The following is a 25902-nucleotide window of genomic DNA, read 5'->3' on the forward strand; positions in this document are numbered from 1 at the left end:
TCACCAGGTGCAGGCCCGGCGCGCCCGCAGCGGCCGACCGTCGGGGTCGTAGACCAACCGGTACGCCGGCAGCGCCCACGCGCGGGTGTACCAGGGCAGCCGCTCCGGCCGGTGCGGCAGCAACCGGCCCGGCGGCCGGGGCCCGACCCGCCCGGAGTCGTGCCACCGCCGCAGCGCGTCGGCGGCGGCTGTGATCGCCGCCACGGCGTCGGCGGGGTCGATCAGGTCGGCGTCCTCGCCGCCCTCGGGGTCCCGGTCCAGGTGCTCGCGCCACAGGCGCAGCCGCAGCTCCCGGGCGAAGACCCGGGCCCCGTCGCCCAGGCCGCCCGGGTCCGTCGGCGCCCGCCCGTCCCGGGTGTCGTCCAGCACGGCGCAGGAGAGTTCGCTGTCGTGGGTCCAGGACCGGCGGTTGAAGTTGTCGCTGCCGACGCTGGCCCAGACGTCGTCGACCACGCACACCTTGGCGTGCACGTACACCGGCGTGCCGGCGTGGTTCTCCAGGTCGAAGACGTGCACCCGGTCCGGGGCCGCCCGCTCGCACAGCGACAGCGCCTGCTCGCGGCCGACGGAGTTGGGCGGCAGCGCCAGCCGGCCGTCCACGTCCGGATAGCGGGGGACCACCGCGACCAGGTGCAGGTCGGGGCTGTCCCGCAGCGCGCGGGCGAACAGGTCGGCCACCTCCGTGGACCACAGGTACTGGTCCTCCAGGTAGATCAGCCGGCGGGCCCGGCGGACCGCCTTGGTGTAGCCGCGAGCCACCGTACGCTCGCCGTCCGGGGCGAAGGAGTAGCGCGGGCGGACCACCGGGTAGGTGCGCAGCACCTGGACGTGGTGCGGGCCGCAGGGCGGCGGGTCGGCCGGCTGGTCCGGCAGCGGGTCGGGGCGCAGGTCCGAGCCGCGCAGCCGGTCCCGCAGGTAGGCCAGGGGGTTCTCCGAGTCCAGCGGCATCGGGTCGGTCCACCGTTCGCGGAAGGCGGTGTCCAGCGCACCCACCACCGGTCCCCGCACCGCGAGCTGCACGTCGTGCCAGGGCGGGTGCTGCCCGTATCGGGCGGACATCTGCACGACCTGCCGGTCGCCCCGGTGGCCGGCGTCGTCCCGCCGGCTGTGGCACAGGTCGATGCCGCCGGCGAAGGCGACGTCCCGCTCCGGCGCCCGCGGGTGGCGCAGCACCACCAGCTTCTGGTGGTGCGAGCCGCCCCGGCGGACCCGCTGGTCGAGCAGCACCTCGCCGCCGGCGGCGGAGACCGTCTCGCTGAGGTTGCGGTTCTCCGCCTCGCTGTAGGCCAGCGCGTCGAGGTGGGAGCGCCAGATCAGGCCCTTGACCACCACGCCGCGCTCGGCGGCCTGGGCGAAGAGCTGGGCCACGGTCGGTCCGTCGGGGCGCAGCAGCTGGTCGGGGTCGCCCCGCCAGTCGGTGAAGTAGAGATGGTCGCCCGCCTCCAGCGCCGACACCTCGTCGACCAGCCGGCCGAAGTACGCGGCACCGTGAATTAACGGCTCCGCAAGGTTTCCGCTGGTCCAGACGGGTAACTCTGACACCGGGTTGGCGCGTTCCCGTGCGCTGAGGAACCAGTTGCGCGGTCCCACCGTTCCAGCCCCCCGAGGTCGACAACGTCCTCACGGTAGGACCCCCGTCGCGGGTCCGCATCCCGGCCGGCGCCCCCGGCGACCGGTCGGCCGACCCCCGACGCAACCCGACACGACGCGAGCAACCGAGGAGGCAACACCATGCCCGGCGAGACGACGAACTCCGTGCCCGAGTACCGCGAGCAGGCGGTGGAGAGCGAACGGGGTGCGCTGGTGGCGGTGTTGCTCATGGTGATCCTGGGCGTCGCCGGCATCTTCGCCGTCTCCTGACCCCACGCGCCGCCGTCCGGTGACGGCACCGCTCCCGACGCGCCGGTGGCGCCTCCGGTCGTCCGCCGGAGGCGCCACCGCCCGCGCCCGTGCTCAGGGCCGGGGCGCCTGGCCGTCGGTGTGTGGCAGCCGCTCGGCCGGGACGACGCCGAGCCGGCCGGCCTGGAAGTCCTCGACCGCCTTGAGCAGCTCGTCGCGGGTGTTCATGACGAACGGGCCGTAGTGCGCCACCGGCTCCCGGATCGGCTCGCCGCCCATGATGTAGAGGTCCAGCGCCGGGGTGTGGCTGTCCTGGCGGGCGTCCGCCGCGAAGGTCAGCGCGTCGCCCGGGCCGTGCACGGCGAGCTGACCCGTGTGCACCGGCCGCCCGTCGGTGCCGACGGTGCCGCGGCCACCCAGCACGTAGACCAGGGCGTTGAAGTCCGGCCGCCACGGCAGGTCGACGCGCGCGCCCGGCTGCACGGTCACGTGGGTGATGGTGATCGGGGTGTGGGTGGAACCCGGCCCCCGGTGCCCGGCGACCTCGCCGGCGATGACCCGGATCAGCGCGCCGCCGTCCGGCGTGGTGAGCAGCGCCGCCTCCCTGCCGCGGATGTCCTGATAGCGGGGCGGGCTCATCTTGGCGACCCGGGGCAGGTTGACCCAGAGCTGCGTGCCGTGGAACAGCCCGCCGCTCGTCACGAGGTGCTCCGGCGGCGCCTCGATGTGCAGCAGGCCGCTGCCGGCCGTCATCCACTGGGTGTCGCCGTTGGTGATGGTGCCCCCGCCGCCCTGCGAGTCCTGGTGGTCCATGATCCCGTCGATCATGTAGGTCACGGTCTCGAAGCCGCGGTGCGGGTGCCAGGCGGTGCCCTTCGGCTCGCCCGGCGCGTAGTCCACCTCGCCCATCTGGTCGAGGTGGATGAACGGGTCCAGCTCGGTCACCGGCACGCCGGCGAAGGCCCGGCGGACCGGGAAACCCTCGCCCTCGTAGCCGCTCGGCGCGGTGGTCAGCCGGCGGACCGGCCGGAACGCGGTGGACTCGTCGAGCCGGGGCAGGCGCGGCAGGACGAGCACGTTGTCGACGGTGATGGCGGGCATCGGAGGCTCCTCAGTTGTCGGGGTGCGGGGTCGACGCGTCGCGGTCCGCGCGCAGGCGCCGGCCGAGCCGCTCGAAGATCCGGGTGAGGCAGGCGACCTCGGCGTCGTCGAGGTCGTCCATCAGGTGGGCGCGCACCGACCTCAGGTGGTGCGGGGCGGCTTCGCGCAGGGCCAGCAGTCCGGCGGCGGTGAGCACCGCCTCGCTGCCGCGGCGGTCCTCGGGACAGGGCTCCCGGGCGACCAGGCCGCGCCGCTGCATCGCCGAGATCTGGTACGTCAGGCGGCTCGGCGAGAAGACCAGGCGCCCGGCCAACTCGCCCATCCGCAGCCGCTGACCCGGCGCCTCGGAGAGCAGAACGAGCACGTGGTAGTCGGCGAAGCTGAGCGCGCTGTCGGCGCGCAGATCCTCCTCCAGCCGCGTGAACAGCCGCTGGCTGGCCTCGATGTAGGCCCGCCACGCGGCGAGTCGGGGGGCGTTCAGGCTCTCGGTCACGCCGCTACAGTAGCACTCTTTCAAAATTTAACTAGTGGCGTGTGAGCGCGGTTACCGCCGCTGTCCAGAACGGATCCTCCAGCTTTGAAGGACGACGTCGGAAAACCAGAGTGGCGGGGTGCGCGGGTGTGTCAGACTCCGGCGTCGTGGACCATCTCGAACTGACCGCCCCGGGCCTGCTGCTGCGTCCGTGGCGGGAGGAAGACGCGCCGGCGGTCCTCGCCGCGCTGCGCGAGCCGGCGATCGCCCAGTGGAACCCCCCGGCGGGGCCGGTCGACCGGGAGGCGGCGCTGGCGTGGGTGCGTCGCCGGGCCGACTGGTCCGCCGGGGACCACGTCTCCCTGGCGGTCGCCGACCCGGCCGACCCCGCCAGGCTGCTCGGCTCGGTGTCGCTGTTCCGGATCCACGACCGGAACGCCTCCATCGGCTACTGGACGGTGGCCGCAGCGCGCGGTCGCGGAATCGCCTCCAGGGCCGTCGTCCGGCTCACCGGGTGGGCGTTCGCGGCGCTCGGGCTGCACCGGATCGAGCTGTGCCACGCCGTGGCCAACCCGGCCTCCTGCCGGGTGGCCCAGCGGGCCGGCTATCTCGCCGAGGGCACGCTGCGGGAGTCCTACCGCTACGGCGACGGCCGCCGCTACGACGAGCACCTGCACGCCCGCCTCGCCACCGACCGCTGAACAACGCCCCGCGCCACGCCCGCCGCCCACCCGGGCCCGGCAGCTACCCACCCGGCCGCCCGGGGCGGGACGTCCCCGGGCGGCGGTCGCCCGGGTGGCGGACGTCACCGGGTCTGCGGCGACGCGGTGAGGTGCATCCGGCCGACCAGTTGCCGAGCCTGCTCGGCGAACTGCGCGTCGACGATGACCGCGTACTGGGCGGCGCGCAGCGAGCTGGCGGAGGTGAAGTCGCGCTGCCCGCCGGTCATCGCGTGCGTGACCGCGCCGAACACCGCCCCCCAGATCGCGCCGACCACCAGCGCGACCAGGATGATCGCGATCCAGTTGTTGCCCGCCGTGAAGATGCCGAACAGCAGTCCGACGAAGAGCCCGAACCAGGCGCCCGTGCCGGCGCCCAGCAGCGCCGCCCGGCCGGTGGTCAGCCGGCCGAGCACCGTCTCGACCAGGGTGAGGTTCGTGCCGACGATGGCGGTGTGCTCCACCGGGAAGCGGTTGTCCGCCAGGTAGTCCACCACTCGCTGGGCGGACGGATAGTCCGGGTACGAGCCGATCGTCACGGTGGGCGGGCCCATCTCCGGGCCGTGCCCGTCGCCGGCATGGGCGGCCGGCCGACCGGCGGGACCGGACGGGAGGGTGTCGCCGCCAGGCATGCCGGCCCGCCAGCCCGAGGTCCCACTCGACGGTGTGCTCATGAGCCTCCTCCTTCGTCAACCGCCCGGGTTCCCGCCGCTGCCCACGGGTAACGCCGCCGGGGGCGCGGACCGGACCCGTCGGGCCGGCCCGGTTCGACAGGACGCCGCGTCCGGCCGGCCCGTTCGAGAGCACGCCGGGTCCGGCCGGCCCGCCGCGGCGGTCACCGGCGGTCGGGACGGGGTCAGCGGCCGGCGTCGCGCAGGTACGCCGAGGTGGCCTCGTCCGCCGGGAAGAACGACTCGATGGAGAGCTCCTCGACCGTCACGTCGAGGGGGGTGCCGAAGGTCGAGACGGTGCTGAGGAAGGAGAGCTCGCCGCCGGGACGGCGCAGCCGCAGGGGCACCACGACGTCACCCGCGCGGGGCAGTTCGGCGTCCGGATCGGCCGACCCGCCCGGGTAGCCGCGCAGCTCCTCGTGGAGCGCGGTCAGCTCCGGGTCGGCCGTCAGCCCCAGGTGTCGGCGCAGCCGGCCGAGCAGGTGGTCGCGCCACTCGGCGAGGTTGACGATCCGGGGGGCCAGGCCCTCGGGGTGCAGGGTCAGCCGCAGCGCGTTGACGGGCGACCGGAGCAGGTGCGCCGCGACGCCCTCGGTGAGCAGCGGCAGGGCGGCGTTGCCGGCGACCAGGTTCCAGAGCCGGTCCACCGCGACCGCCGGGTACGGCTCGTGCGCGCGCAGGACCCGGCGTACCGCGTCGAGGACCCGGCGCAGCTCGGGGGAGTCCAGCGGCGCGTGGGAGTAGACCGGGGCGTACCCGGCGGACAGCAGCAGCCGGTTGCGGTCCCGCAGCGGCACGTCGAGGTGCTCGGCCAACCGCAGCACCATCTCCCGGCTCGGCGTCGCGCGGCCGGTCTCCACGAAGCTGAGGTGCCGGGTGGAGATCTCCGCCTCGACCGAGAGGGCGAGCTGGCTGAGCCCGCGCCGCTCCCGCCACTGCCGCAGCAGCGCCCCCACCGGCGCCGACCGCCCCTCGACCACCGCGGCAGCGCCCACGTCCCGATCCTACGGCCGGATGGACGGGCGGTGGGCGTCGCCGCCGCCGTCGCCGTCGCCGAGAATGGGGGGATGCGTCTGGTGATCACCGCCGACACCCACGTGCCGGCGCGGGCCAAGGACCTGCCGGCGCCGCTCTGGGCGGCCGTCGACGCCGCCGACGTGGTGCTGCACGCGGGAGACTGGGTGGACGAGTCGCTGCTCGACGCCCTGGCCGCCCGGGCCCGCCGGCTCGTCGGCGTGTACGGCAACAACGACGGGCCGGCGCTGCGCGCCCGGCTGCCGGAGGTCGCCCGGGTGGAACTCGACGGGCTGCGGATCGCGGTCGTGCACGAGACCGGGCCGAAGGCCCGGCGCGAGGAGCGCTGCGCGGCCCGCTTCCCCGACACCGACCTGCTCGTCTTCGGCCACTCGCACATCCCGTGGGACACGGCCGCCCCGGGCGGGCTGCGCCTGCTCAACCCGGGCTCGCCGACCGATCGGCGCGCCCAGCCGTACGCCACCTTCGTGACCGCGCGGGTGGCGGCGGGACGGCTCGACGAGGTCGAGTGGCACCGCCTCCCGCCGCGTCACTGACCGCGGCCGGTCTCCTCCTGGAGCTCGTCGATCCGCTTGGACGCCTCGGCCTTCGTGAGCCCCTCCGGCAGGTCCTCGCCGGCCTCGCGGGCCAGCGTGGCCAGGTACGACTCCTGGGCCGCCGTCGGCGGTTCCTCGCCGGTGACCCACTCGTCGGGGTCCTTGATCGCGCCCTGCGGGTTGGCCCGGGTGCTGTCGCGGTCCGTCATCATCTCCACCTTCCTTCGAACAGACGTGCCAATACCTCGCCCCGGGCCCATCCATGCGGATCCCCGGACGGGTCCTGCCGTCCGCCGGCGCGCCGGCTCGGACCCCCACCCGTCCCGCCGGCCCGCCGGGGGCCCACGCGCGCCGACATGCCCGGGTCGATCTCGTCCGCCCGCCGGGCGTCGGGCGCATACGATCACCCGGTGAGCGCGGACCGGGCGGGTGTGGTGGTGGTCGGCGCCGGCATCGCCGGGGTGGCCTGCGCGACGGAACTGGTCCGCGCCGGCGTGCCGGTGGAGATCCGGGAGCGCGCCCGGGTGGCCGGTGGCCGGCTGGCCAGCCGCCGCTTCGACGGCCGGCCGGCCGACACCGGCGCCGCGTACCTCACCGTCAGCGATCCCGACTTCGCCGAGGTGGTCGAGGGGTGGCGGACCGCCGGGCTGGCCCGGGAGTGGACCGACACCTTCGTCGCGTACGGCGCCGACGGCCGGCGCGAGGTGCCCGGCCCGATGCGCTGGGCGGCGCCCCGGGGGCTGCGGTCCCTGGTCGAGCACCTGGCCCGGGACCTGCCGGTGACCGTCGACCGGCTCGTGCTGGGCGTCGAGCCGGGGCCGGTGGTGGACGGACGGGCCTGCGAGGCGGTGGCCCTGGCGATGCCGGGGCCGCAGGCGGCCCTGCTGCTCGACCCGGCCCTGGACGCCGCCACCCGGGTCGTGCAGGCGCAGCGGTGGTCGCCGTCGCTGGCCGGGGTCCTACGCTTCCCGAGTCGCCGGTGGGCCGCCTTCCGGGGCGCGTTCGTCAACGACCACCCGCTGCTGAGCCTGGTCTGCGACGACGGCGACCGGCGCGGCGACGGCGCGCCGGTGCTGGTCGCGCACACCACGCCCGGGTTCGCCGCCGGCCACCTCGCCCAGCCCACCGGCGCCGGGCCGGCGATCGAGGAGGCCGTCCGGGACCTGCTGGGGCTGCCCGAGCCGGCGGAGCACGTGCACGTGCACCGCTGGAGGTACGCGAAGCCGACGGCCGGCCGGGGCGGCACCCACCACCTGGACGCCGACGGCGTCGGGCTGGCCGGCGACGCCTTCGGCGAGCCCCGGGTGCAGAGCGCCTGGCTCTCGGGCCGCGACCTCGGCCGCGCCCTGGTCGCCCGCCTGACCTGACCGCCGTCCCGGACCGCAGGTCGCCGCCGACCGACCGGTCGCCCCGCCGGACCGAGCGCCCGCCGCCGACTGACCGGTCGCCCCGGTCTCAGCCGACCGGTCAGCTCGTGGCGGCGACGGGCTCGCCGGCACGGCCCCGCTCGGACGGGTCGGCGGTGCGCTCGCCCCTGCTGTCCAGCAGTTGCATCACCGGGGTCGCCGCGACACCGTGCACCACCACCGACACGATCACCACGAGGCCGACGGTCGCCCAGATCAGGTCCGCCTGCGCGAAATCGGTCTTCGCCGTCGCGTACGCGAGGTAGAAGAACGAACCGACGCCGCGGATGCCGAACAGCGCGATCACCCAGTGCTCGGCGGGCCGGCCCGGCGCGCCGAGCAGGGACAGCCGGCCGACCAGCGGCCGGACCACGAAGACCAGCGCCAGCCCGACCGCGGCGGCCGGCCAGGTCAGCGGGGCCAGCAGCCCGCCCACCACCGCGCCGCCGAAGAGCAGCAGCAGCATGACGGTCAGCAGCCGTTCGATCTGCTCGGCGAAGGCGTGCAGCACCGAGTGGAACTCGTGGGTCCGTTCGGCGGCCCGGATCGCCCGGGCGGCCACGAAGACCGCCAGGAAGCCGTACCCGCCGACCACCTCCACCAGCCCGTACGCCAGGAAGGTCGCGGCGAGCGCGAGAAAGCCCTCGGCGTGCCGGGCCAGCCGCAGGTGGCTCGGGGCCCGGAAGAAGAGCTTGCCGAGCAGCCAGCCGATCAGCCAGCCGCCGGCCACCCCGGCGACGACCTTCCAGAGCACGTCCACGGCGAGCCAGCGGCCCAGCCAGTCCGCCGGGGCGAGGCCGGTGGTGGCGATGGCGATGGCCGCGTACACGAAGGGGAAGGCCAACCCGTCGTTCAGCCCGGCCTCGGAGGTGAGGGCGAAGCGGACCTCGTCCTCGGAGTCCTCGACGTCGCTGGGCTCGCCGACCTGCACGTCGGCGGCGAGCACCGGGTCGGTGGGGGCGAGGGCCGCCCCCAGCAGCAGCGCGGCGGCCGGCACGAGCCCGGCCCACCACCAGCCGAGCAGCGCCACCGCGGCGATGCACACCGGCATGGCGATGGCCAGCAGCCGCCACGTCGACGACCAGCGCGCCCAGCTCAGCGGCCGGTCGATCTTGAGGCCGGCGCCCATCAGCGCGACGATCACGCCGATCTCGGGGAGGTGGGTGGCGATCTCCGGGTACGCGAGCGGATCGGGGTTCGGCAGCCCGGTGGGAAGGACGAAGACCAGCATGCCGAGCCCGAGGAAGGCGATCGGCATCGACAGCGGCCGGCGTTCGAGGACCCGGGGCAGGACCCCCGCCAGCAGCGCACCCAGACCGACCACCGCGAACGCCACGTCTACCGGCTCCACGACACCACCTCTCCGCGTCGCCCACGGCGTGCGGGCAGGCGGAGAGAGTCCTTGCCCCCGGAGGTCCTTTCGTATTCCTGTCCCGATCGACTCCGTGTCCCGGTCGGTGCGACGCGACCCTCAGGCCGCGGCGGCGATCGGCGAGCCCGGGAGGGCGGCGAGCAGGGCCGCGGGATCGTCGTAGACCGCCAGCGCCCCGGCCCCGGCCAGCTCGCCCCGGCTCGTCCCGCCGCAGGTCAGCCCGACGCACGGGATGTCCAGCCTGCCGGCGGCTGCGACGTCCCAGACCGAGTCGCCGACGAAGACCACCCGCTCGGCGGCCAGCCCGGACTGCTCCAGCGCGGCCACCAGGATGTCGGGTGCGGGCTTGCTCTCCTGCGCGTCCGCCGCGCAGGTCACGGTGTCGATCACGTCGTCGGCGGCCAGGGCCCGGCGCAGCGCGGCGACCTCGTGCTCGGCGGCGGAGGTGGCCAGCACCACCCGCAGCCCCCGCTCCGCGCAGGCCCGCAGCAGGTCGGCCGCGCGGGGCAGCGGCACCAGCCGCTCCCAGTACTCCGCGAAGAGCGCGTCGTGGGCGTCCCGCAGCTTCCCGTCCGCGTCGCGGTCCCGCTCCGGGCCGAGCAGGTGGTCGAGCAGTTTGTCCGAGCCCATCCCGATGGCGCGGTGGATCTCCGCCATCGGTACGTGCCGGTCGGTCTGGCGCAGCGCCTCCCACCAGCTCACGGTGTGCAGGTATGTGGTGTCGACCAGGGTGCCGTCCACGTCGAAGAGGACACCGGCGGGCTGTTCGGTGGGCATGTGTTCCTCCTACCCCGTGCCGGGCCGGCTGACGCCACCGCTCACTCGGACGGGATCAGCAGCTCGAACCAGACCGTCGAGCCGCGTACGGTCGGGTCCGTCCCCCACGCGTCGCTCAGCTCCTCGATCAGCCCGAGCCCCCGGCCCCGGCTGCTGAGCGTGTCGGTCTGCGCCCGGGTGACCGTGCCCCGGGTGCCCGAGTCGGCGACCGACACCAGCAGCCGCTCCGGGCTCAGGTCGACCTCCACGCGGGCGGCGGTACCCGCGTGCAGCAGCGCGTTGGTGGTCAGCTCGCTGGTGCAGAGCACCGCCGCACCGATGATCGACTCCGGCACCTGCCACTCCGTGAGCTGCCCGGTCATCCAGTGCCGCACCCGGCTCGGCGCGGTCGGCTCGGCCGGCACCTCCATGCTCGTCGACCGGCTCGGCCGCAGCGCGTGCTCCACCGCCAGCACCGCGACGTCGTCCTCGGTGGCGCCGGGCACCGCCGCGGTCGCCACCGCGCACAGTGCGCGGGGGTCGCCGCTGCCCGCCCCGGCCACCGCCTCGGCCAGGGCGTCCAGGCCCGCCGTCAGCCCCTGCCAGCGCCGCTCCACCACGCCGTCGCTGAACAGCAGCAGCGTGTCGCCGGGGGCGAACCGGACCGTCGCGGTGGGCGGCCGGCAGCCCAGGCCCAGCGGGGCGCCAGCGGGCACGTCGACGTACTCGGCGACCGGCTCGCCGTCCGGGGCGCACCGACGGATCAGCGGGGCGGGGTGGCCGGCGCTGGCCAGGGTGAGCTGCTGCCGCTCGGCGTCGACCACCCCGAAGACCACGGTCACGAAGAGCTCGTGCGTGTCGCCCTCGGCGCCCAGGCTGGTGACCAGCCGGTCGAGCCCGGCCAGCACGGCGTCCGGGCGCGGGTCGGTCAGCGCCAGCGCGCGCAGCGCGGCCCGGACCTGCCCCATCCGGGCCGCGGCCTGCACGTCGTGGCCGGCGACGTCGCCGAGCACGATGCCCAGGCCGCCCGTCGGCAGCAGGAACGCGTCGTAGAAGTCCCCGCCGGCGGCGTTGCCGTCGACGCCCGGGTCGTAGCGGGCGGCGATCCGCATCCGGGGCAGGTCCGGCAGGTGCTCGGGCAGCATGCTGCGCTGCAGGAGCTGGGCGGTGCCGTGCTGCGTCTCGAACCGGCGGGCCCGCTCGGCGGCCTGGCCGACCAGCTCGGCGGACGCGGCCAGCAGGGCCCGTTGGGCGGCCGACCAGACGCGCGGGGCCTGGTAGCCGACGGCCAGCCCGCCGCGGACCACCGACGCCCGCAGCGGCACCGCGGCCAGCGCCCGGATCTTCTGGTCGTGCCGGTCCACCGCGATCTCCCGCAGCGGCTGGCCGTCGTCGACGAAGATCGGCACGCCGGTGCGGGCGGCCGACGCGACCGGGCCCTCCCAGTCCGGCGGGATACGCCGCCACAGCGGGGGGAGCCGTTCGTCGGCCTCGTCCATCAGTTCGCCGCGTACGCGCCGGACCATCCGCCACCCGCCGCCGCCCTCGTCCACCGCGAACGAGACCCGGTCGGCGTCGAACGAGGTGATCGCGTAGCGCAGCGTCACCCGGGCCACGTCGTCCAGGGTGAGGGTGCCGGCGAGCGCGGCGGCGAAGTCGCTGAGGCTCTGCAACTGCTGGGTGACCTGGGCGGTCTCCGCGGCCACGGTCAGCACGCCGACGATCCGCCCGGCGCTGTCCCGCACCGGGGAGTGGCCCCGGGTGAAGACCCGCTGCTCGACCGGGCCGGTACGCCGACGCAGGGGAAGGGTGGACTCCCTCTCCAGGAACGGCTCGCCCGAGTGGTAGGCGCGCTCGACGGCGTCGCCGACCCCGGGCATCGGCCAGACCTCCGGGAACACCTCGCCGGCCGGCCGGCCCACCGCCCCCGGGTGCCGGTCGCCGATCAGCTCCGCGTACCCGTCGTTGTAGAGCAGCAGGTGGTCGGCGCCCAGGGTGAGGGCCATCGGCACGGGCGAGGCGAGGACGACCTCGGCCGTCGCGCGGACCGCCGGGTCCCACGAGTGCCACGGGCCGAGCGGGGTGCCGGCCCAGTCGTGGCCGAGGACGGCGGCCGCCGCGCCCGAGGCGGAGGGCACCCCCGACACCGGGGCTGGTGGGTTGGGGACCCGTCCGACCGTTCCTGGCATGACCGCAGCCTAACCGGACCACCCGGCACCCGTTCCCGATCATGTCCCGCGCGTCGTGCACGGTCAACGTTCGGCCAGGCCGGGACGGGTCTGCGATGACATGTCGGGAAAAAGACGGGGACCGGCACGGCGTGCCGCGTCGGTGACCGGGTAAGCGCCCGGCGGAGTCCATGCGACAGGAGGGACATCATGCCGGAAACCCTCGCGGTCAGGCAGGTCGACATCGGCGACGCCGTGGCCGACATGTGGAGGTCGGTGCTGCTGTTCATACCGCGGGCCGTCGCGTTCATCGCGATCCTCGTGGTCGGATGGCTCATCGCCAGAGCCGTGCTGAAAATCGTCGACGCGGCGCTGGAACGGGTCAACTTCGACAAAGCGGTTGAACGGGGCGGCATCAAGCGCGCGCTGGAACGCACGAAGTACGACGCCAGCGACATCCTGGCGAGACTCGCGTACTACGCCGTGCTGCTGTTCACCCTGCAGTTCGCCTTCGGGGTCTGGGGACCCAACGCGATCAGTGACCTGATCCGCGGCGTGGTCGCCTGGCTGCCACGCGCCTTCGTGGCGATCATCATCGTCGTCGTGGCCGCCGCGATCGCCAACGCCGTCCGGGATCTGGTCACCGGGGCGCTGGGCGGGCTCGCGTACGGCAAGGTCCTGGCCGACCTGACGGCGATCTTCATCCTCGCGCTGGGTGTGATCGCCGCGCTGAACCAGGTGGGCATCGCCACCACGGTGACCACACCGGTGCTGATCGCGGTGCTCGCCACGGTGGCCGGCATCCTGATCGTCGGCGTCGGCGGCGGTCTGGTGAAGCCGATGCAGAACCGCTGGGACGGCTGGCTGAACCGGATGGCCGAGGAGTCGCGGGCGGTGCAGGAGCATCGTCGGGCCCGGGAGGCCGGCCAGACCGACGTCGGCCGGCAGATGGCCGACCGGGCGGCGGCCGAGCGCACGCAGGTCATGCCGCAGGAGTCGACGACGGCCGGCGGGCGCGGCACCTACCAGTCGGGGAACGTGGGCGACGAGACCCAGCAGTTCCGCCGCTGACCACGCCGGTGACGCCGGTCGGGAGGGGTGTCCGCGAACGTGGCGGGCGCCCCTCCGGCACGCCGGTGGACGCGGTCGGCCCGCTCAGACGCTGGGGAGCGGACCCGGCGCCGGGGTGCCCAGCGAGCGGGCCAGCGCGCAGACCGCGAGCAGCCGGGTGAGCAGCCAGTCCGGCTCGGACCAGTCCACCGGCGCCGCCGCCGGCTCCCAGCCGTGCTCCAGCGCGGCCGCGCGTATGCCCTCCGCGTAGCCCGCGAGCGCGGCGGCGCTCAGCGACCGCCGGTCGCCGTCCAGGCTCTCCCGCACCGCCGCGGCGTGCTGGTCGACCAGGGCGAGCAGCCCAGGCCGCGCCGCGGCGGCGGCCAGCCCCTCGACGCCGACCGAGGTGGACAGGAGGGCCAGGGTGGCTCGCGCCGACCTGGCGGCGGAACGGGCCTCGACCCGGTTGAAGGGCACACGCATGGGAAACGAGGCTATCCGGCCGATTCCCCGGTCGACCTCGGCCACTCGGCGGGTTTTTGGTCCTCCACCGATCGGTCAACCCGGCCCGCCGGGATTGACCCGGCGCGGGCGGGGCAGGAGGAGAACCGCCCGGACGGGCGCAGCCGACACCGTGGAGGAACGGATGGGACAGCACGTGGACGGACCGGACGAACGGCACCGCCGGCCGGCCGGGGTCAGCGACGAGACGGTGGCCGCGCTCGGCAAGCTCAGCGAGGCGCTGGAGTGCGTCGAGCGGGTCCGCGGCCACCTCTACTCGCTGCACCAGCTCGTCGGGCACGCCGACCTGATGCTCGACGACGCCGTGGAGATGTTCCGCGCCGCCGGGCACCCGCACATCGCCGAACGCATCGACACCGAGCTGCTGGGCCGCAACGTGATCGCCGGCCGCTGGACGTTCCAGATCGTCGAGGACTTCGACGACGGGTACCACGCCCTCTTCCGCGACCTGGACCGGGCGGCCCGCGAGGAACTGGTCGGCGGTCGCCGGCACCTCTACGAGGCGGAGATGAAGGAGCGGCGGCGGAGCCGGGGCCGCCCCGGCCACGAGGCGCGCCCCGGCGGAGCGGGCTAGCGGCCTTCCTCCGGTCACGAGGCGCGCCGGAAGCGGCCCTGCGCGGGCGCCCAGGGGGCCGCCCGGCCGCGAGGCGCGCTCGGCAGAGCGCTAGCGTGCCGCCACCGCGTGCTCCTCGGCCGCGATGCGCAGCGCCGCGACCAACCGGCGGTAGAGGTCGTCGCCGGCCAGCAGCTCGGAGTGGGTGCCCTGGGCCCGGATCCGGCCGTGCTCCATCACCACGATCCGGTCGGCGTCGAGCACGGTGGAGAGCCGGTGCGCGATGGTCACCACGGCCCCGGCCGCCGCGCGCTGTCGGACGCACTCCTGCAACGCCGCCTCGGTCAGCCCGTCGACCTGTGCGGTCGCCTCGTCGAGCAGCAGCACGTCGGGGGTGCGCAGCATGGCACGCGCCAGGGCGATGCGCTGGCGCTGCCCGCCGGACACCTCCGTCGACGACAGCGACGTGTCCAGTCCGTCCGGCAGCGAATCGACCTTGTCGTCGAGCCGGACGGCGCGAAGAACCGCCCGGATCTCCTCGTCCGTGGCGTCCGGGTGGGTGAAGCGCAGGTTGTCGCGGATGGTGCCGGGCACCACGGGGGTCTCCTGCTCGACGTACGCGAGCCGGGCCCGCACCTCGTCGTGTCCGTGGGCCGCGTACGGGCGGCCGTCGAGGAGCAGTTGCCCCCGCTCCGGCTCAAGGAAGCGCAGGATCAGCGAGAACAGCGTGGTCTTGCCGGCCCCCGACGGCCCCACGATCGCGGTGTGCCCGCGCCGGGGGATGGCCAGGTCGATGTCGTGCAGCGCAGCGGGCGCGTCCGGCCCGTACCGGGCGGTGACCCCACGGAACACCAGCACCGGCTGCTCCGCGTCGGGCATGCCCGGGCGCTCCGTCGGGGCGGACACGGGGCCCGCCGGCTCGACCGGGATGGTCTCGACCTCGCGGATCCGCCCCGCCGCGGCGATCCCGGCCTGCAACGCCGTGGTGTTCTGGGTCAGCTCGGTGATCGGCCCCATGAGCTGGAACGTGTACAGCAGGAACGCGATCAGGCTGGAGATCTCCAGCAGGTCACGCTGGGCCCGCCAGGCGCCGATGCCCAGGATCGCGATCACCGCGAGCTGGATCCCCGTCCAGGCGACGGTCCAGACCGACGCGGTCACCCGCGCCGCCCGTACGCTGTGCGCCGCCGCCTGCCGTGCGTCGGCGACGATCCGCTCGGTCAACCGGGCCTCGGCCCGGCTGGCCTTGACCGTCCGGATCGCGCGCAGTGCCCCCTCCAGCGCGCCGCCGAGCGTGCCCATCGACTCCTGCGCTGCGGCCTGCGCCGTCGCGATGCGGGGCATGAGCGCGCCCATGACCGCCGCGACGACCAGCACGGCCACGATGGTGCAGCCCAGCAGGAACAGGTCGAGCACGCCCATCAGCACCAGCGTGCCGAGCAGGGCGATGCCGGCGTTGACCAGGCCGACGATGCTGCCGGACGCCTCGCGCAGCAGTTGCGTGTCGGAGGTGGCCCGGGTGACCAGTTCGCCCGTGGGCCGGCGTTGCAGGTCGCCGACGCGGGCCCGGAAGTAGTGCCGGACGATCGCGGCCCGGGCGTCGAGCACGATGTGCTCGGCCAGCGTCCCGAGCAGCCGCCACTGCCACAGCGAGATGGCCGCGCCGCCGACGACGAGCGTCAGCAGCACGCAGATCGGGCGGGCCATCGACCCGCCGGTGCCCAGGGTGTCCAGGACCCACTTGGTGACCATCGGCGTCGCGAGCCCGGCCGCGTTCGCGGCGAGCCCCAACACGAGCCCGAGGGCCATCGTCCGCCTGTGCGGGGCGAGGAACGACGCGAGCGTACGTAACCGGGGTAGCGCAAGCGCGGAGGAAGTCATGCCCTGAATGGAACAGTGGTGTTCCAATCCAGTCAAGCGCTATACCGAAAACGACGTATTGCTATCCTCGCCGCGTGACCGATACGCAGGTGTCCGGCAGTCGGGCCCGGACCCGCCAGGCCATCGTCGGCGCGGCGATCGAGGTGCTGGGGCGCAACCCCGCCGCCTCCCTCGGCGACATCGCCGCCGCCGCCGACGTGGGGCGTACGACGCTGCACCGCTACTTCGCCGAGCGTGCCGACCTGCTCGCCGCCGTCGGCACTGAGGCCGCTGCCCGGCTGGCCCGCGCGACCGCCCAGGCGCGGATGGCCGAGGGCAGCGGGGCGTCGGCCGTGCGCCGGCTCTGCCAGGAGTACTTCGACCTCGGCAGCCTGCTCTCGCTGATCTTCACCGAGCCGGGCCTCGCCGCCCCGGCCACCGAGGGGCCGGCCGGCTGCGATCCGGAGTTCGCCGCGATGGTCCAGCGCGGCCACCACGACGGGACCATCGACCCGGAGCTGCCGGCGGGCTGGGTGCAGAGCCTGATCTGGTCCCAGCTGTACGCCGGTTGGGCCTACGTCGCCGAAACCGGCGCCTCCCGGCACGAGACGCTGCGCCTGATCCTGCGTACCGTCGACGGCGCGATCGCGGTCAAGCCGGGCTGATCCCGCGCGGCGAGGGCCGCGATGTCCGCGGCGCTGCCGTCGCGCCTAGTCCGTCGAGCGCGCGTCGGCCGGGCGGCGCCGGGCCGCGTCGTCGGCGATGATCACGGTCGCCACCATCAGCGCCACGCAGAGGCTGAACAACCAGGAGTCGTCCGAGACCAGCTTGGCGGAGACGGGAGCCTGGAGCGCGGCGAGAAGAAAGCCGAGCCAAGCCAGGCGGCGCTGACGCGTGGAGAGGAAGCCGGAGCCCTGTTGCATCCCGAAAGTCTTGCGCGCGACCCAGGGGTTGCCGTCAGCCGAACGGCCGATTCTGGATGAGCTGTCCGTTTCTCCACCCGTCCGGACCGCACTTTTTGTCCCTGCGGGGGAGGCCCGGTCGCGGCGCCGGCGACACGAGGCAGGATGGTCGTCCGTGCCCACTGTCCCGCCCCGCGCCTCGCTGCTCCTGCTGGCCTACCTCGCCTTCGTCAGCCTCGGCCTGCCCGACGGGCTGATCGGGGTGGGCTGGCCCTCGATCCGGGCCGACTTCGGCGTGCCCACCGAGGCCGTCGGCCTGGTGCTCACCGCCGGGACCGTCGGCTACCTCACCTCCAGCGTGCTGGCGGGCTTCACGCTGGCCCGGCTCGGGGTCGGCTGGCTGCTCGCCGGCAGCACCCTGCTGGCCAGCCTCGCGCTCACCGGCTACGCGCTGACGCCCGGCCTCGCCCTGATGGTGGGCTGCGCCCTGGTGCTCGGTCTGGGCTCCGGCGCGATCGACTCCGGGCTCAACGCGTACGCCGCCGGCGCCTTCGGTCCGCGCCACATGAACTGGATGCACGCCTTCTTCGGCCTCGGGGTGGCGCTCGGACCGCTGATCATGACCGGGGCGCTCAGCGCGGGGCTGGCCTGGCGCTGGGGGTACGGCCTCGTGGCGACGGCCCAGCTCGTCCTGGCCGTCGCGTTCGCGCTGACCGTCCGGGCCTGGCGGGACCGGGCCCCGGCCCGCGAGTCCGCCGGGCCCCCGGCCGGCGCGGCGCCCGTCGCCCCGCCGACCGTCACGCCGGTACGCGAGACGCTGCGGCTGCCGGCGGTCTGGATCGGCGCGTTGGCCTTCGCCGTCTACGTGGCGATCGAAGTGGCCGCGGGGCTCTGGGCGTTCCTGCTGCTCACCGAGGGCCGCGACCTCGGCGCGGCGGTGGCCGGCGTCTGCGTCTCGGGCTACTGGGGGAGCCTGTTCGTCGGGCGGGTGGTGCAGGGCGTGGTGGCCGAGCGGCTGGGCGCGGGGGTGGTGCTGCGGGGCAGCCTGGTCGGGATGGCCGTCGGCGCGGCCCTGATCGCGGTGCCGGCCCCGGCCTGGCTGGCCGTGGCCGGGCTGTTCGTCGTCGGGTTCGCCGCCGCCCCGGTCTTCCCGCTGCTCACCCTCACCACCGTCGACCGGGTGGGCGCGGCGCACGCGGACCGGACCATCGGGCTCCAGATCGGCGCCGCCGGGCTGGGCGGGGCGCTCGTCCCGGCGGGGGTCGGGGTGCTGCTCGGCAACACCTCGGTCGAGCTGCTCGGGCCGGCGCTGGTCGTGCTCGCGCTGGCGCTGATCGCGCTGCACGCGGCGGGCACCCGCCGGCAGCACGACCGCCACCGGGCCGGAGGCGCCGACCGGCCGGTGCCGGCGGCCCGCTGAGCGGGACGGCGCCAGCCCCGGCCGAGGGTGCTGACCGGCCGGTGCCGGCGGCCCGCTGAGCGGGACGGCGCCAGCCCCGGCCGAGGGCGCCGATCGGCCGGTGCCGGCGGCCCGCTGAGGGGGACCGACGCGGGCGGCCGGGTGACCGCCGCGCCGGCCGCGGCTCACATCGTGTCGGGGCCGGTCCGTCCGGTAGTGGAGGGCCGGTAGGCGCGCTGCGGGTCGGTCGGCTCGCGGCCCGCCCCGGCGGCCTGCCCGCCGCGGTCCACCGCCTCCGGCCCGTGCCCGAACGCGGCCTCCTCGCCGGCGTCGTTGCCCGTCGCGTCGTCGGTCTGGCCGTCCAGGGTCGACCGGGCGACGGCCTTGTCCAGTTCCGGCAGGGGAATCCGTTCCTCGTCCCGCCACACCGTGTTCTCGTCCGTCATACCCATCGCGGTACCCGGGCCCGCTCCCCGCAAACGGCGATGGCCGCCGGGGGAGCCGGCGGCCATCGGAGTTCGTTGCCCGGGGGGCGGGGGATCAGGGCTGCGGCCGGTCGACCCTGCCGCGCCAGGCGCCGGTCTCCTGACCGCGCCGCTCGATGAACTGCTTGAACCGATCGAGGTCGCCCTTGGCGCGCCGGTCGACGATGCCCAGCTTGTCGCCGGCCTGCTCGACCACGCCGTGCGGCTCGAACTCGAGCTGCAGGGTGACCCGGGTGGTGTCCGGGTCCAGCCGGTGGAAGGTCACCACGCCGGCCTGCTTCGTGCCGCCGGTCGAGCGCCAGGCGACCCGTTCGTCGGGGAGCTGCTCGGTGATCTCGGCGTCGAACTCGCGCTTCACCCCGGCGATCTCGACGGTCCAGTGGGTCATCGTGTCCGACAGCTGCCGGACCTCCTGCACCCCCTCCATGAAGTGGGGGAACTCCTCGAACTGGGTCCACTGGTCGTACGCGGTGCGCACCGGGACGGAGACGTCCACGTGTTCGGTAACGCCACTCATCAGGCATCCTCCTTCGTCCGCCGGTGTCGGGCCGGATCGTGCGGGGATCCGGTCACCAGCGGGTCGTCTCGTTCTTGTGGCCGAGCGCCGCCCACACCTCGGAGACCGTCTGGTAACGGGTGCCTTCGGGCAGCCGCTCCAGCTCCGCGAGGATGTCCGCCGGCGCGTCGTTGTCCCGCGCGTTGGCGATCAGCGCCTCCCGGTCGCCCGGCAGGGCGGCCATCGTGATGAACCGTCCGAGCCGGCTGCGCCGTTCGACGTCCTGGGAACTCATCCCCTTGGGCGCGCCCGTACGCAACTCGCCGGCCGGGGCCGTCGTAGGCTCCGGCTGGTCCTCACCGGCCGGCTCCGGCACACGGGACTCGTCGACCCGCGAGCCGCCGGTCCCCGGCCCCTGCACGAGGCCGCTGACCTCCCGGCTCATCTGCTCGTCGACCCTCGGTCCGTGCTTGCTGCTGCCACGTTCCATGCCTTCTGCGCTACCCGGTGGCACCGGCGGTAAACCGGCAGCGGTCACGCGTCGGCGGGCGTCTTCGGGGGCAGGACCGGCTCGTCCGGGTCCGGCTCGCCGGCCTGGAGCACGCGGCCCCGCTGCAACTCGGCGTTGATCTGCACGCCGAGCATCAGCGCCGAGTTGGACAGGTAGAGCCAGACCAGGAACGCGATCACGGCGCCGAGGCTGCCGTAGGTGGCGTCGTACGAGCCGAAGTTGGCCACGTAGAGGCCGAAGCCGAAGGAGGCGACGACCCAGGACACCAGGGCGACCGCCCCGCCCGGGGTGAGCCAGCGGAACCGTGGCTGCCGGACGTTCGGCGCGATCCAGAACAGCAGGCTCAGCAGCACCATCATGACCATGGCCAGCACCGGCCACTTGGCGACGCTCCAGGCGGTGCGGGCCAGCCCGCCGGCGTTCAGCAGGTCGCCCACGGCGTCGGTGACCGGGCCGCTGACGATCAGGCCGGTGGCGACGACGGCGAGCAGCACCAGTGAGACCGCCGCGAGCCCGATCTGCATGGGCCGCAGCTTCCAGACCGGCCGCCCCTCCGCCACGCCGTAGACGGCGTTGGAGGCCCGGGTGAACGCCCCGATGAAGCCGGACGCCGACCAGAGCGCGCCGAGCAGACCGAAGCTCAGCAGCACGCTGGCCGAGTCGTTCTGGTCGACCACGCCCCGGACCACCGAGACGAAGCCCTCATTGGCCACCACCGAGCCGGCGCCCATGTCCCGGGCCAGGTCGAGCACGGTGTCCACGGTCTGCTCGCCGTTGGAGACCAGCCCGACCAGGGCGACCACCACGATGGTGGACGGGAACAGCGCGAGCACGCCGTAGTAGGTCAGCGCGGCGGCCCAGTCCGCGCAGTTGTCCTTGACGAAGTTCCGCGCGCTGCGCACCAGCACCCCGCGCCAGGTCCGCCAGCTCAACTGCCGCACCCTGCGGGGGATCCGCAGCCGCTGCTCCCCGGTGCGCGCCGTGCCGGGCTCCGTCGTCGTCATGGCCCGCCCCCTGTGCCCCCGGCCGCCGGACGCCCGGGTGCTTCCGGCTCAGCCTGGCCCCGCCGGTACCCCCGGCCGGAAAACGACAAACCCGGCCGCCCGGTTTGCCGACCGGCGGTGGGGGAACGGTCAAAGCAGAACCCATCGACGCGGAGGAGGACGAGATGCCCGGGCGCGAGGTACTGCCCAGCACGCTGCGACGCTCCCCGGAGAAGGCGCAGCGCACCTGGGAGAAGACGCACGACTCGGCCGTGGAGACGTACGGCGAGGGGGAGCGGGCGCACCGCACCGCCTTCGCCGCGGTGAAGCACGAGTTCGAGAAGGTGGGCGACCACTGGGAGCCCAAGGGCCGCACGGGCCCGAGCGACCGCCAGGCGGCCGGCGGCGGACCGGAGCGCCGGGCGCCCACCGCCGGCGGGGTGGACGCCAACGCCACCAAGGACCACCTGATGAAGGTGGCCCGCAAGCTGGACGTCCCCGGCCGGTCGAGCATGACCAAGCCCGAACTGGTCAAGGCCATCGAGAAGGCGAACAACCGGCAGACCGCGAAGGCCCGCGGCCGCTGAGGCCACCATCGCGTACGACGCAGGGGCTGCCCGACCGCGGGCAGCCCCTGCGTGCGAGTGCTCACCAGTGGCCGCCGCCGGGCGCCTCGATGTGCACCGCCTTGGTGGCGGTGAACTCGTCCAGCAGTTCCGGGCCGTACCCGAAGCCGTGGCCGCTGCCCCGGCGCGGATGCGCGGCACCGCCCGGCGCCCCGCCGAACACCGCGTTGATCTTCACGGTGCCCACCGGCAACTCCCGCCAGGCGCGCTGGGCGTGGCTCATCGACCCGGTCAGCACCGTGGCGGACAGCCCGTACGGGGAGTCGGCGGCGCACCGCAGCGCCTCGGAGAACGAGTCGACCACGACGATCGCGGCGACCGGCCCGAACGTCTCCTCGCGCACCAGCGTCATGTCGTGCCGGCAGTCGGTGACCACCGTCGCCGGGTAGAACGCCCCCGGGCCCTCGGGCAGCGTCCCGCCGGTGCGGATCCGGGCCCCCTCCGCCACCGCCGCGGTCACCTGCCCGTGCACGTGGTCGCGGTGCCGCCGGTCCACCAGCGGCCCCAGCTCGGTCGCCGGGTCCGCGCCCGGGCCGACCCGCAGCCGCTGCGCCCGCTCCACGAGGGACCCCGTGAGGTCCTCGGCGACGTCCCGGTGCGCGTAGATCCGTTCCACCGCCACGCAGAGCTGCCCCGCGTTGGCGAACGCGCCCGTCGCCGCCTGCCCGGCCGCCCACACCGGGTCGACGTCGCCGTCCACGACCAGCGGGTCGCTGCCGCCGTTCTCCAACACCACCTTGGCGCCGGTCCGCGCCGCCGCCGCCGCGATGGCGCGCCCGGTGGCGGTGGAGCCGACGTGCGCGACCACGTCGACCTCCTGCGCGGCCAGCGCCGCCCCGACCTCCGGGCCGCCGGTCAGCAGCGACAGCACCCCGGGCGGCAGCGCGGAGTCCAGCGCCTTCGCCAGCAGCCAGCCGGTCGCCGGGGCGCGCTCGCTCGGCTTGTAGAGCACCACGTTGCCGGTGACCAGGGCGGCGCCGAGCAGCCCGCACGAGACCGCCACCGGGTCGTTCCACGGGGTGATCGCGGCGACCACCCCGCGCGGCTGCGGCACCATGAAGTCGAGGGCGTGCGTGTCGCCGTGCAGGGTCCGCCCGCCGCGCACCGGGGCGAGCTCCGCGTACTGTCGCAGCGTGCCGATGCCCGCCTCCACGCCGCCCCGCGCGTCCGCGAGGGGCTTGCCCATCTCGGCCGTCGTCGCGCGGGCCAGATCGTCGGCGACCGCCGCCACCGCGTCCGCCGCCCGGTGCAGGGCCGCCACGCGCTCGGCGGGGGCGGTCGCCGCCCACTCCGCCGCGACGCCGCGCGCCGCCTCCACCGCCTTGCCGACCTCGTCCGCCGTCGCCACCGGCACGGAGCTGACCGGGGAGCCGTCGGCCGGATCGCGTACGACCAGTTCGCCCCCCTCGCCGCCCGCGCCCCACACTCCACCTATGAGCTGCGCAACCGTGTACATGCGGCGGTGGATCCCCGTGCCCCGACGAGGCAAACGCGTTTCGCCCGGTTGCTGGCAGGGTAGGCGGACCGGATGAGTTCGCCCGGCACGGAGAGCGCGGACGCCGTCGTCGTCGGAGCCGGTCACAACGGTCTGGTCGCCGCCAACCTGCTGGCGGACGCCGGCTGGGACGTCCTGGTGCTGGAGGCCACCGCCGCGCCCGGCGGGGCGGTGCGCTCCGCGGAGGTGACCGCCCCCGGCTACCTCAGCGACCTCTACAGCTCCTTCTACCCCCTCGGCTACGCCTCGCCCGTGCTGCGCGGGCTGGAGCTCGACCGGTACGGCCTGCGCTGGCGGCACTCGCCGGACGTGCTGGCGCACCTGCTGCCCGACGGTCGGGCGGCCGTGCTCAACCGCGACCCGGAGGCGACCGCGGCCTCGCTGGAGGCGTTCGCGCCCGGCGACGGCAAGCGCTGGCTGCAGGCGTACGACGACTGGCGGCCGGTCGCCGAGCCGATGCTGGACACCATCACCAGGCCGTTCCCGCCGGTGCGCGGCGGCCTGGCCCTGCTGCGCCGGCTGCGGGTCTCCGGCGCGCTGCGGCTGGCCCGGCGGCTGGTGGTGCCGGTCCGCAAGCTCGGTGACGAGCTCTTCGACGGGGAAGGGGGCCCCGCGCTGCTGGCCGGTTGTGCCCTGCACACCGACCTGTCGCCGGAGGAGGCCGGCTCGGGCGTGTACGGCTGGCTGCTCGCCATGCTCGGCCAGCAGGTCGGCTGGCCGGTGCCCGAAGGCGGCGCGCAGAAGATCACCGATGCGCTGGTGGCCCGGCTGACCGAGCGCGGCGGCCGGATCCTCTACGGCGCCCGGGTCGACCGGGTGCTGACCGCCCGGGGCCGGGCGATGGGCGTGCGCACCGTCGGTGGCGCCCTGTGGCGGGCCCGCCGGGCCGTGCTCGCCGACGTCCCCGCCCCCGCGCTCTACCTGGACCTGGTCGGTGCGGCGGCGCTGCCGCCCCGGCTGGTGGAGGACCTGGCGCACTTCCGGTGGGACGGCTCGACGCTGAAGGTGGACTGGGCACTGTCCGCGCCCGTGCCGTGGACCAACCGCGCGGTGGCCACCGCCGGCACCGTGCACCTCGGGGCGGACCTGAACGGGCTGACCGGCTACGCGGCCACACTGGCCCGCTCGGAGGTCCCGCGCGACCCGTTCCTGCTGGTCGGACAGATGTCGGTGGCCGACCCCAGCCACTCGCCGCCGGGCACCGAGTCGCTCTGGTCGTACACGCACCTGCCGTTCCGCCGGCACTGGCGGGCCGAGGAGATAACCGACCACGTCGACCGGATGGAGCGGGTGCTGGAGGAGGCCGCGCCCGGTTTCCGCAGCCTGATCGTGGGACGGCACGTGGCCGGGCCGGCCGACCTGGAGGCAGGCGACCCGAACCTGGTCGGCGGGGCGGTCGGCGGCGGCACCTCCGCCGCGTACCAGCAGCTCTTCCTGCGCCCGATCCCCGGCCTCGGCCGCGCGGACACCCCGGTGGACCGGTTGTTCCTGGCGAGTGCATCGGCGCATCCGGGCGGCGGGGTGCACGGCGCCCCCGGCGCGAACGCCGCCCGCGCCGCCCTGGTCCGCGACCGCGCCCTCACCGGTCCGGTGTATGCCGCCACGATCGACGCGGCGCACCGCGCGATCTACCGCTGACGGGACCGGCGGCTGACCCACGCTGCCGTCACCAGTTTGTCGAAGATGCCGCTGCTGGCTGCTGGCTGCTGGCTGGCGGCTCTGCTGCCCCGTCGGCGGCAACGGGGCCCGGCGGTGGCACGGCGGTTCGTGCGCTCGGGCCTACCAAGAGTGATGGCCCGTGCGTCTCCCGGACCACCTACAATTCGCCTTTGCTCTGCACCCGGGTACGCACCGGCAACCGTCGGTAACACCACGCGACCGAGGCTTCCCGGACCGCTGCCGGATCAGGGCAGGTCAAGGTGGTGGTGCGTGGATGGGTGCAGAGCAAAGCGCCAAACCGGTAGTCCAGCGACTCGGGAGCAATTGTCACGGAGCGTGACGTGACAATCCGTGACGGCGATGGGCGAGTGGACGGCGCTCGGCGGGGCGGATCGGCTGCCGCACCGCGCCGCGCACCGAACCGCGCGCCGCGCCGAGGCGGCGCCGGTCGCCCCGCGTCCCGCGCCGTCGGCGCGGGACGGTTCCGCGCCCGGCGCCCGGCCGTTCCCGGTGTCTCAGCGTTCGACGTTGCGGTGCTTGGTGCGCAGCTTGAACGGCATCAGCGCGCTCTCGATCTTGGTGGCGGTGGTCATCTTGGATGCGCCGTCGCGCCGCTCCTCGAAGCGGATCGGCACCTCCAGGATGGTGTGCCCCAGCTTGGTGGCCAGGTAGTGCATCTCCACCTGGAAGCTGTAGCCGTTGGACTGCACGCGCTCCAGGCCGATGTCGCGCAGCGCGTCCGCCCGCCAGATCTTGAAGCCGGCGGTGAGGTCGCGGATCCGGACCCGCAGCAGGGTGTGCACGTAGAGGTTGGCCCAGCCGCTGAGCGCCCGCCGGTAGAGCGGCCAGTTCTCGTCGAGTTCGCCGCCGGGCACGTACCGGGAGCCGATGACCACGCCCGCCTGGGTGGAGAGCAGCGCGCCGAGCATGCCCGGCAGCGCCTCCGGCGGGTGCGACAGGTCGGCGTCCATCTGCGCCACGTACTCCGCGCCGCCGTCCAGCGCGCGCCCGATCCCGTCCACGTACGCCCGGCCCAGGCCCTCCTTGCCGGCGCGGTGCACGACCTCGATCCGGTCGGGGTGCTCGATGGCCAGCTTGTCCGCCACCTCGCCCGTGCCGTCAGGGGAGTTGTCGTCGGCGACGAGGATCTTCAGGCCCGGCAGCGGCAGGGCCAGGAGCCGCTCGACCAGCACCGGGAGGTTGCCCGCCTCGTTGTAGGTGGGAACCACGACGGTCAGGCGTGCGTCCCGCCAGGGCGCGGGCAACTGCACGGGTTCGATCATGTC

At 74.9% G+C, this 25902-nt stretch carries 28 protein-coding genes; 10 read left to right on the top strand and 18 right to left on the bottom strand.

Annotation, left to right across the window (positions count from 1 at the left end; all coding sequences use genetic code 11):
• On the bottom strand, positions 1–1542 hold the full coding sequence (locus ACGFZ2_RS21690; protein WP_393456222.1) for a phospholipase D family protein: 1542 nt from the start codon (positions 1540–1542) through the stop codon (positions 1–3).
• Positions 1543–1731: 189 nt separating this feature from the next.
• On the opposite strand from ACGFZ2_RS21690, the gene ACGFZ2_RS21695 reads away from it, so the two are divergent.
• Positions 1732–1860 (top strand): hypothetical protein, encoded by a 129-nt coding sequence (locus ACGFZ2_RS21695; RefSeq protein WP_350706359.1) that lies wholly within the window; start codon positions 1732–1734, stop codon positions 1858–1860.
• Positions 1861–1953: 93 nt separating this feature from the next.
• Here ACGFZ2_RS21695 and ACGFZ2_RS21700 read toward each other — a convergent pair whose 3' ends face one another.
• Positions 1954–2940 (bottom strand): pirin family protein, encoded by a 987-nt coding sequence (locus ACGFZ2_RS21700; protein WP_393456225.1) that lies wholly within the window; start codon positions 2938–2940, stop codon positions 1954–1956.
• 10 nt (positions 2941–2950) lie between these two features.
• Entirely contained in the window at positions 2951–3433 is a 483-nt protein-coding gene (locus ACGFZ2_RS21705; protein WP_393269458.1) for a MarR family winged helix-turn-helix transcriptional regulator, read from the bottom strand.
• Positions 3434–3579: 146 nt separating this feature from the next.
• Between ACGFZ2_RS21705 and ACGFZ2_RS21710 the strand changes: the two genes are divergently transcribed.
• Positions 3580–4113 (top strand): GNAT family N-acetyltransferase, encoded by a 534-nt coding sequence (locus ACGFZ2_RS21710; protein ID WP_393456228.1) that lies wholly within the window; start codon positions 3580–3582, stop codon positions 4111–4113.
• A gap of 104 nt (positions 4114–4217) precedes the next feature.
• Here the strand turns inward: ACGFZ2_RS21710 and ACGFZ2_RS21715 are convergent, their stop codons facing one another.
• Both ACGFZ2_RS21715 and ACGFZ2_RS21720 read right to left on the bottom strand, forming a co-directional pair.
• Positions 4218–4685, bottom strand: coding sequence for a general stress protein (locus tag ACGFZ2_RS21715; protein ID WP_393456605.1), 468 nt, complete (start codon positions 4683–4685; stop codon positions 4218–4220).
• A gap of 302 nt (positions 4686–4987) precedes the next feature.
• On the bottom strand, positions 4988–5797 hold the full coding sequence (locus tag ACGFZ2_RS21720; RefSeq protein WP_393456231.1) for a helix-turn-helix domain-containing protein: 810 nt from the start codon (positions 5795–5797) through the stop codon (positions 4988–4990).
• 72 nt (positions 5798–5869) lie between these two features.
• Between ACGFZ2_RS21720 and ACGFZ2_RS21725 the strand changes: the two genes are divergently transcribed.
• Positions 5870–6373, top strand: a complete 504-nt coding sequence (locus tag ACGFZ2_RS21725; RefSeq protein ID WP_393456234.1) for a metallophosphoesterase family protein — start codon at positions 5870–5872, stop codon at positions 6371–6373.
• Here the strand turns inward: ACGFZ2_RS21725 and ACGFZ2_RS21730 are convergent.
• Positions 6367–6582 (bottom strand): DUF3072 domain-containing protein, encoded by a 216-nt coding sequence (locus ACGFZ2_RS21730; protein WP_393456236.1) that lies wholly within the window; start codon positions 6580–6582, stop codon positions 6367–6369. The two genes, ACGFZ2_RS21725 and ACGFZ2_RS21730, sit on opposite strands and share 7 nt — an antisense overlap.
• A 222-nt stretch (positions 6583–6804) precedes the next feature.
• Here ACGFZ2_RS21730 and ACGFZ2_RS21735 point away from each other — a divergent pair, with 222 nt between their 5' ends.
• A complete protein-coding gene (locus tag ACGFZ2_RS21735; RefSeq protein WP_393456608.1) occupies positions 6805–7740 on the top strand; it encodes an NAD(P)/FAD-dependent oxidoreductase in 936 nt (311 codons plus the stop codon).
• A 100-nt stretch (positions 7741–7840) separates the two neighbouring features.
• On the opposite strand, the gene ACGFZ2_RS21740 is transcribed toward ACGFZ2_RS21735, so the two are convergent.
• The 3 genes from ACGFZ2_RS21740 to ACGFZ2_RS21750 all read right to left on the bottom strand — a co-directional run bounded on the left by ACGFZ2_RS21740 (position 7841) and on the right by ACGFZ2_RS21750 (position 12096).
• Positions 7841–9130, bottom strand: coding sequence for a cation:proton antiporter (locus ACGFZ2_RS21740; RefSeq protein WP_393456239.1), 1290 nt, complete (start codon positions 9128–9130; stop codon positions 7841–7843).
• 120 nt (positions 9131–9250) lie between these two features.
• Entirely contained in the window at positions 9251–9928 is a 678-nt protein-coding gene (locus ACGFZ2_RS21745; protein WP_393456242.1) for an HAD family hydrolase, read from the bottom strand.
• 41 nt (positions 9929–9969) lie between these two features.
• Entirely contained in the window at positions 9970–12096 is a 2127-nt protein-coding gene (locus tag ACGFZ2_RS21750) for a SpoIIE family protein phosphatase (protein WP_393456245.1), read from the bottom strand.
• Positions 12097–12285: 189 nt separating this feature from the next.
• Between ACGFZ2_RS21750 and ACGFZ2_RS21755 the strand changes: the two genes are divergently transcribed.
• On the top strand, positions 12286–13146 hold the full coding sequence (locus tag ACGFZ2_RS21755; protein WP_393456248.1) for a hypothetical protein: 861 nt from the start codon (positions 12286–12288) through the stop codon (positions 13144–13146).
• Positions 13147–13230: 84 nt separating this feature from the next.
• Here the strand turns inward: ACGFZ2_RS21755 and ACGFZ2_RS21760 are convergent, their stop codons facing one another.
• The gene (locus tag ACGFZ2_RS21760; RefSeq protein WP_393456251.1) at positions 13231–13608 is read right to left on the bottom strand and encodes a DUF6401 family natural product biosynthesis protein; all 378 of its coding nucleotides are present in this window, start codon (positions 13606–13608) and stop codon (positions 13231–13233) included.
• A gap of 163 nt (positions 13609–13771) precedes the next feature.
• Between ACGFZ2_RS21760 and ACGFZ2_RS21765 the strand changes: the two genes are divergently transcribed.
• Positions 13772–14221, top strand: a complete 450-nt coding sequence (locus ACGFZ2_RS21765; RefSeq protein ID WP_393269480.1) for a hypothetical protein — start codon at positions 13772–13774, stop codon at positions 14219–14221.
• 90 nt (positions 14222–14311) lie between these two features.
• On the opposite strand, the gene ACGFZ2_RS21770 is transcribed toward ACGFZ2_RS21765, so the two are convergent.
• On the bottom strand, positions 14312–16081 hold the full coding sequence (locus tag ACGFZ2_RS21770) for an ABC transporter ATP-binding protein (RefSeq protein WP_393456254.1): 1770 nt from the start codon (positions 16079–16081) through the stop codon (positions 14312–14314).
• A gap of 74 nt (positions 16082–16155) precedes the next feature.
• On the opposite strand from ACGFZ2_RS21770, the gene ACGFZ2_RS21775 reads away from it, so the two are divergent.
• On the top strand, positions 16156–16725 hold the full coding sequence (locus tag ACGFZ2_RS21775) for a TetR/AcrR family transcriptional regulator (RefSeq protein ID WP_357697665.1): 570 nt from the start codon (positions 16156–16158) through the stop codon (positions 16723–16725).
• 45 nt (positions 16726–16770) lie between these two features.
• Here ACGFZ2_RS21775 and ACGFZ2_RS21780 read toward each other — a convergent pair whose 3' ends face one another.
• Positions 16771–16983: a hypothetical protein gene (locus tag ACGFZ2_RS21780; RefSeq protein WP_350682944.1), complete on the bottom strand. Its 213-nt coding sequence runs from the start codon at positions 16981–16983 to the stop codon at positions 16771–16773.
• A 154-nt stretch (positions 16984–17137) separates the two neighbouring features.
• Here ACGFZ2_RS21780 and ACGFZ2_RS21785 point away from each other — a divergent pair, with 154 nt between their 5' ends.
• Entirely contained in the window at positions 17138–18382 is a 1245-nt protein-coding gene (locus ACGFZ2_RS21785) for an MFS transporter (RefSeq protein WP_393456258.1), read from the top strand.
• A 164-nt stretch (positions 18383–18546) separates the two neighbouring features.
• On the opposite strand, the gene ACGFZ2_RS21790 is transcribed toward ACGFZ2_RS21785, so the two are convergent.
• The 4 genes from ACGFZ2_RS21790 to ACGFZ2_RS21805 form a co-directional block, all read right to left on the bottom strand.
• Complete coding sequence (locus ACGFZ2_RS21790) at positions 18547–18807, bottom strand: hypothetical protein (protein ID WP_393456261.1); 261 nt, start codon at positions 18805–18807, stop codon at positions 18547–18549.
• A gap of 94 nt (positions 18808–18901) precedes the next feature.
• Entirely contained in the window at positions 18902–19363 is a 462-nt protein-coding gene (locus ACGFZ2_RS21795) for an SRPBCC family protein (RefSeq protein WP_350706327.1), read from the bottom strand.
• Positions 19364–19415: 52 nt separating this feature from the next.
• Positions 19416–19832: a DUF2795 domain-containing protein gene (locus ACGFZ2_RS21800; RefSeq protein WP_357452113.1), complete on the bottom strand. Its 417-nt coding sequence runs from the start codon at positions 19830–19832 to the stop codon at positions 19416–19418.
• A 44-nt stretch (positions 19833–19876) separates the two neighbouring features.
• The gene (locus ACGFZ2_RS21805) at positions 19877–20857 is read right to left on the bottom strand and encodes a YihY/virulence factor BrkB family protein (RefSeq protein WP_393456264.1); all 981 of its coding nucleotides are present in this window, start codon (positions 20855–20857) and stop codon (positions 19877–19879) included.
• 164 nt (positions 20858–21021) lie between these two features.
• Here ACGFZ2_RS21805 and ACGFZ2_RS21810 point away from each other — a divergent pair, with 164 nt between their 5' ends.
• Positions 21022–21423: a ChaB family protein gene (locus ACGFZ2_RS21810; protein ID WP_393456267.1), complete on the top strand. Its 402-nt coding sequence runs from the start codon at positions 21022–21024 to the stop codon at positions 21421–21423.
• A gap of 61 nt (positions 21424–21484) precedes the next feature.
• Here the strand turns inward: ACGFZ2_RS21810 and ACGFZ2_RS21815 are convergent, their stop codons facing one another.
• Entirely contained in the window at positions 21485–22918 is a 1434-nt protein-coding gene (locus ACGFZ2_RS21815; RefSeq protein ID WP_393456270.1) for an aldehyde dehydrogenase family protein, read from the bottom strand.
• 72 nt (positions 22919–22990) lie between these two features.
• Between ACGFZ2_RS21815 and ACGFZ2_RS21820 the strand changes: the two genes are divergently transcribed.
• Positions 22991–24595: a phytoene desaturase family protein gene (locus tag ACGFZ2_RS21820; RefSeq protein WP_393456273.1), complete on the top strand. Its 1605-nt coding sequence runs from the start codon at positions 22991–22993 to the stop codon at positions 24593–24595.
• A 536-nt stretch (positions 24596–25131) separates the two neighbouring features.
• On the opposite strand, the gene ACGFZ2_RS21825 is transcribed toward ACGFZ2_RS21820, so the two are convergent.
• Entirely contained in the window at positions 25132–25899 is a 768-nt protein-coding gene (locus tag ACGFZ2_RS21825; protein ID WP_357697678.1) for a polyprenol monophosphomannose synthase, read from the bottom strand.
• Positions 25900–25902 lie beyond the last annotated feature (3 nt).

The sequence above is a fragment of the Micromonospora sp. NPDC048063 genome (genome assembly GCF_043202855.1).
GTDB lineage: Bacteria > Actinomycetota > Actinomycetes > Mycobacteriales > Micromonosporaceae > Micromonospora.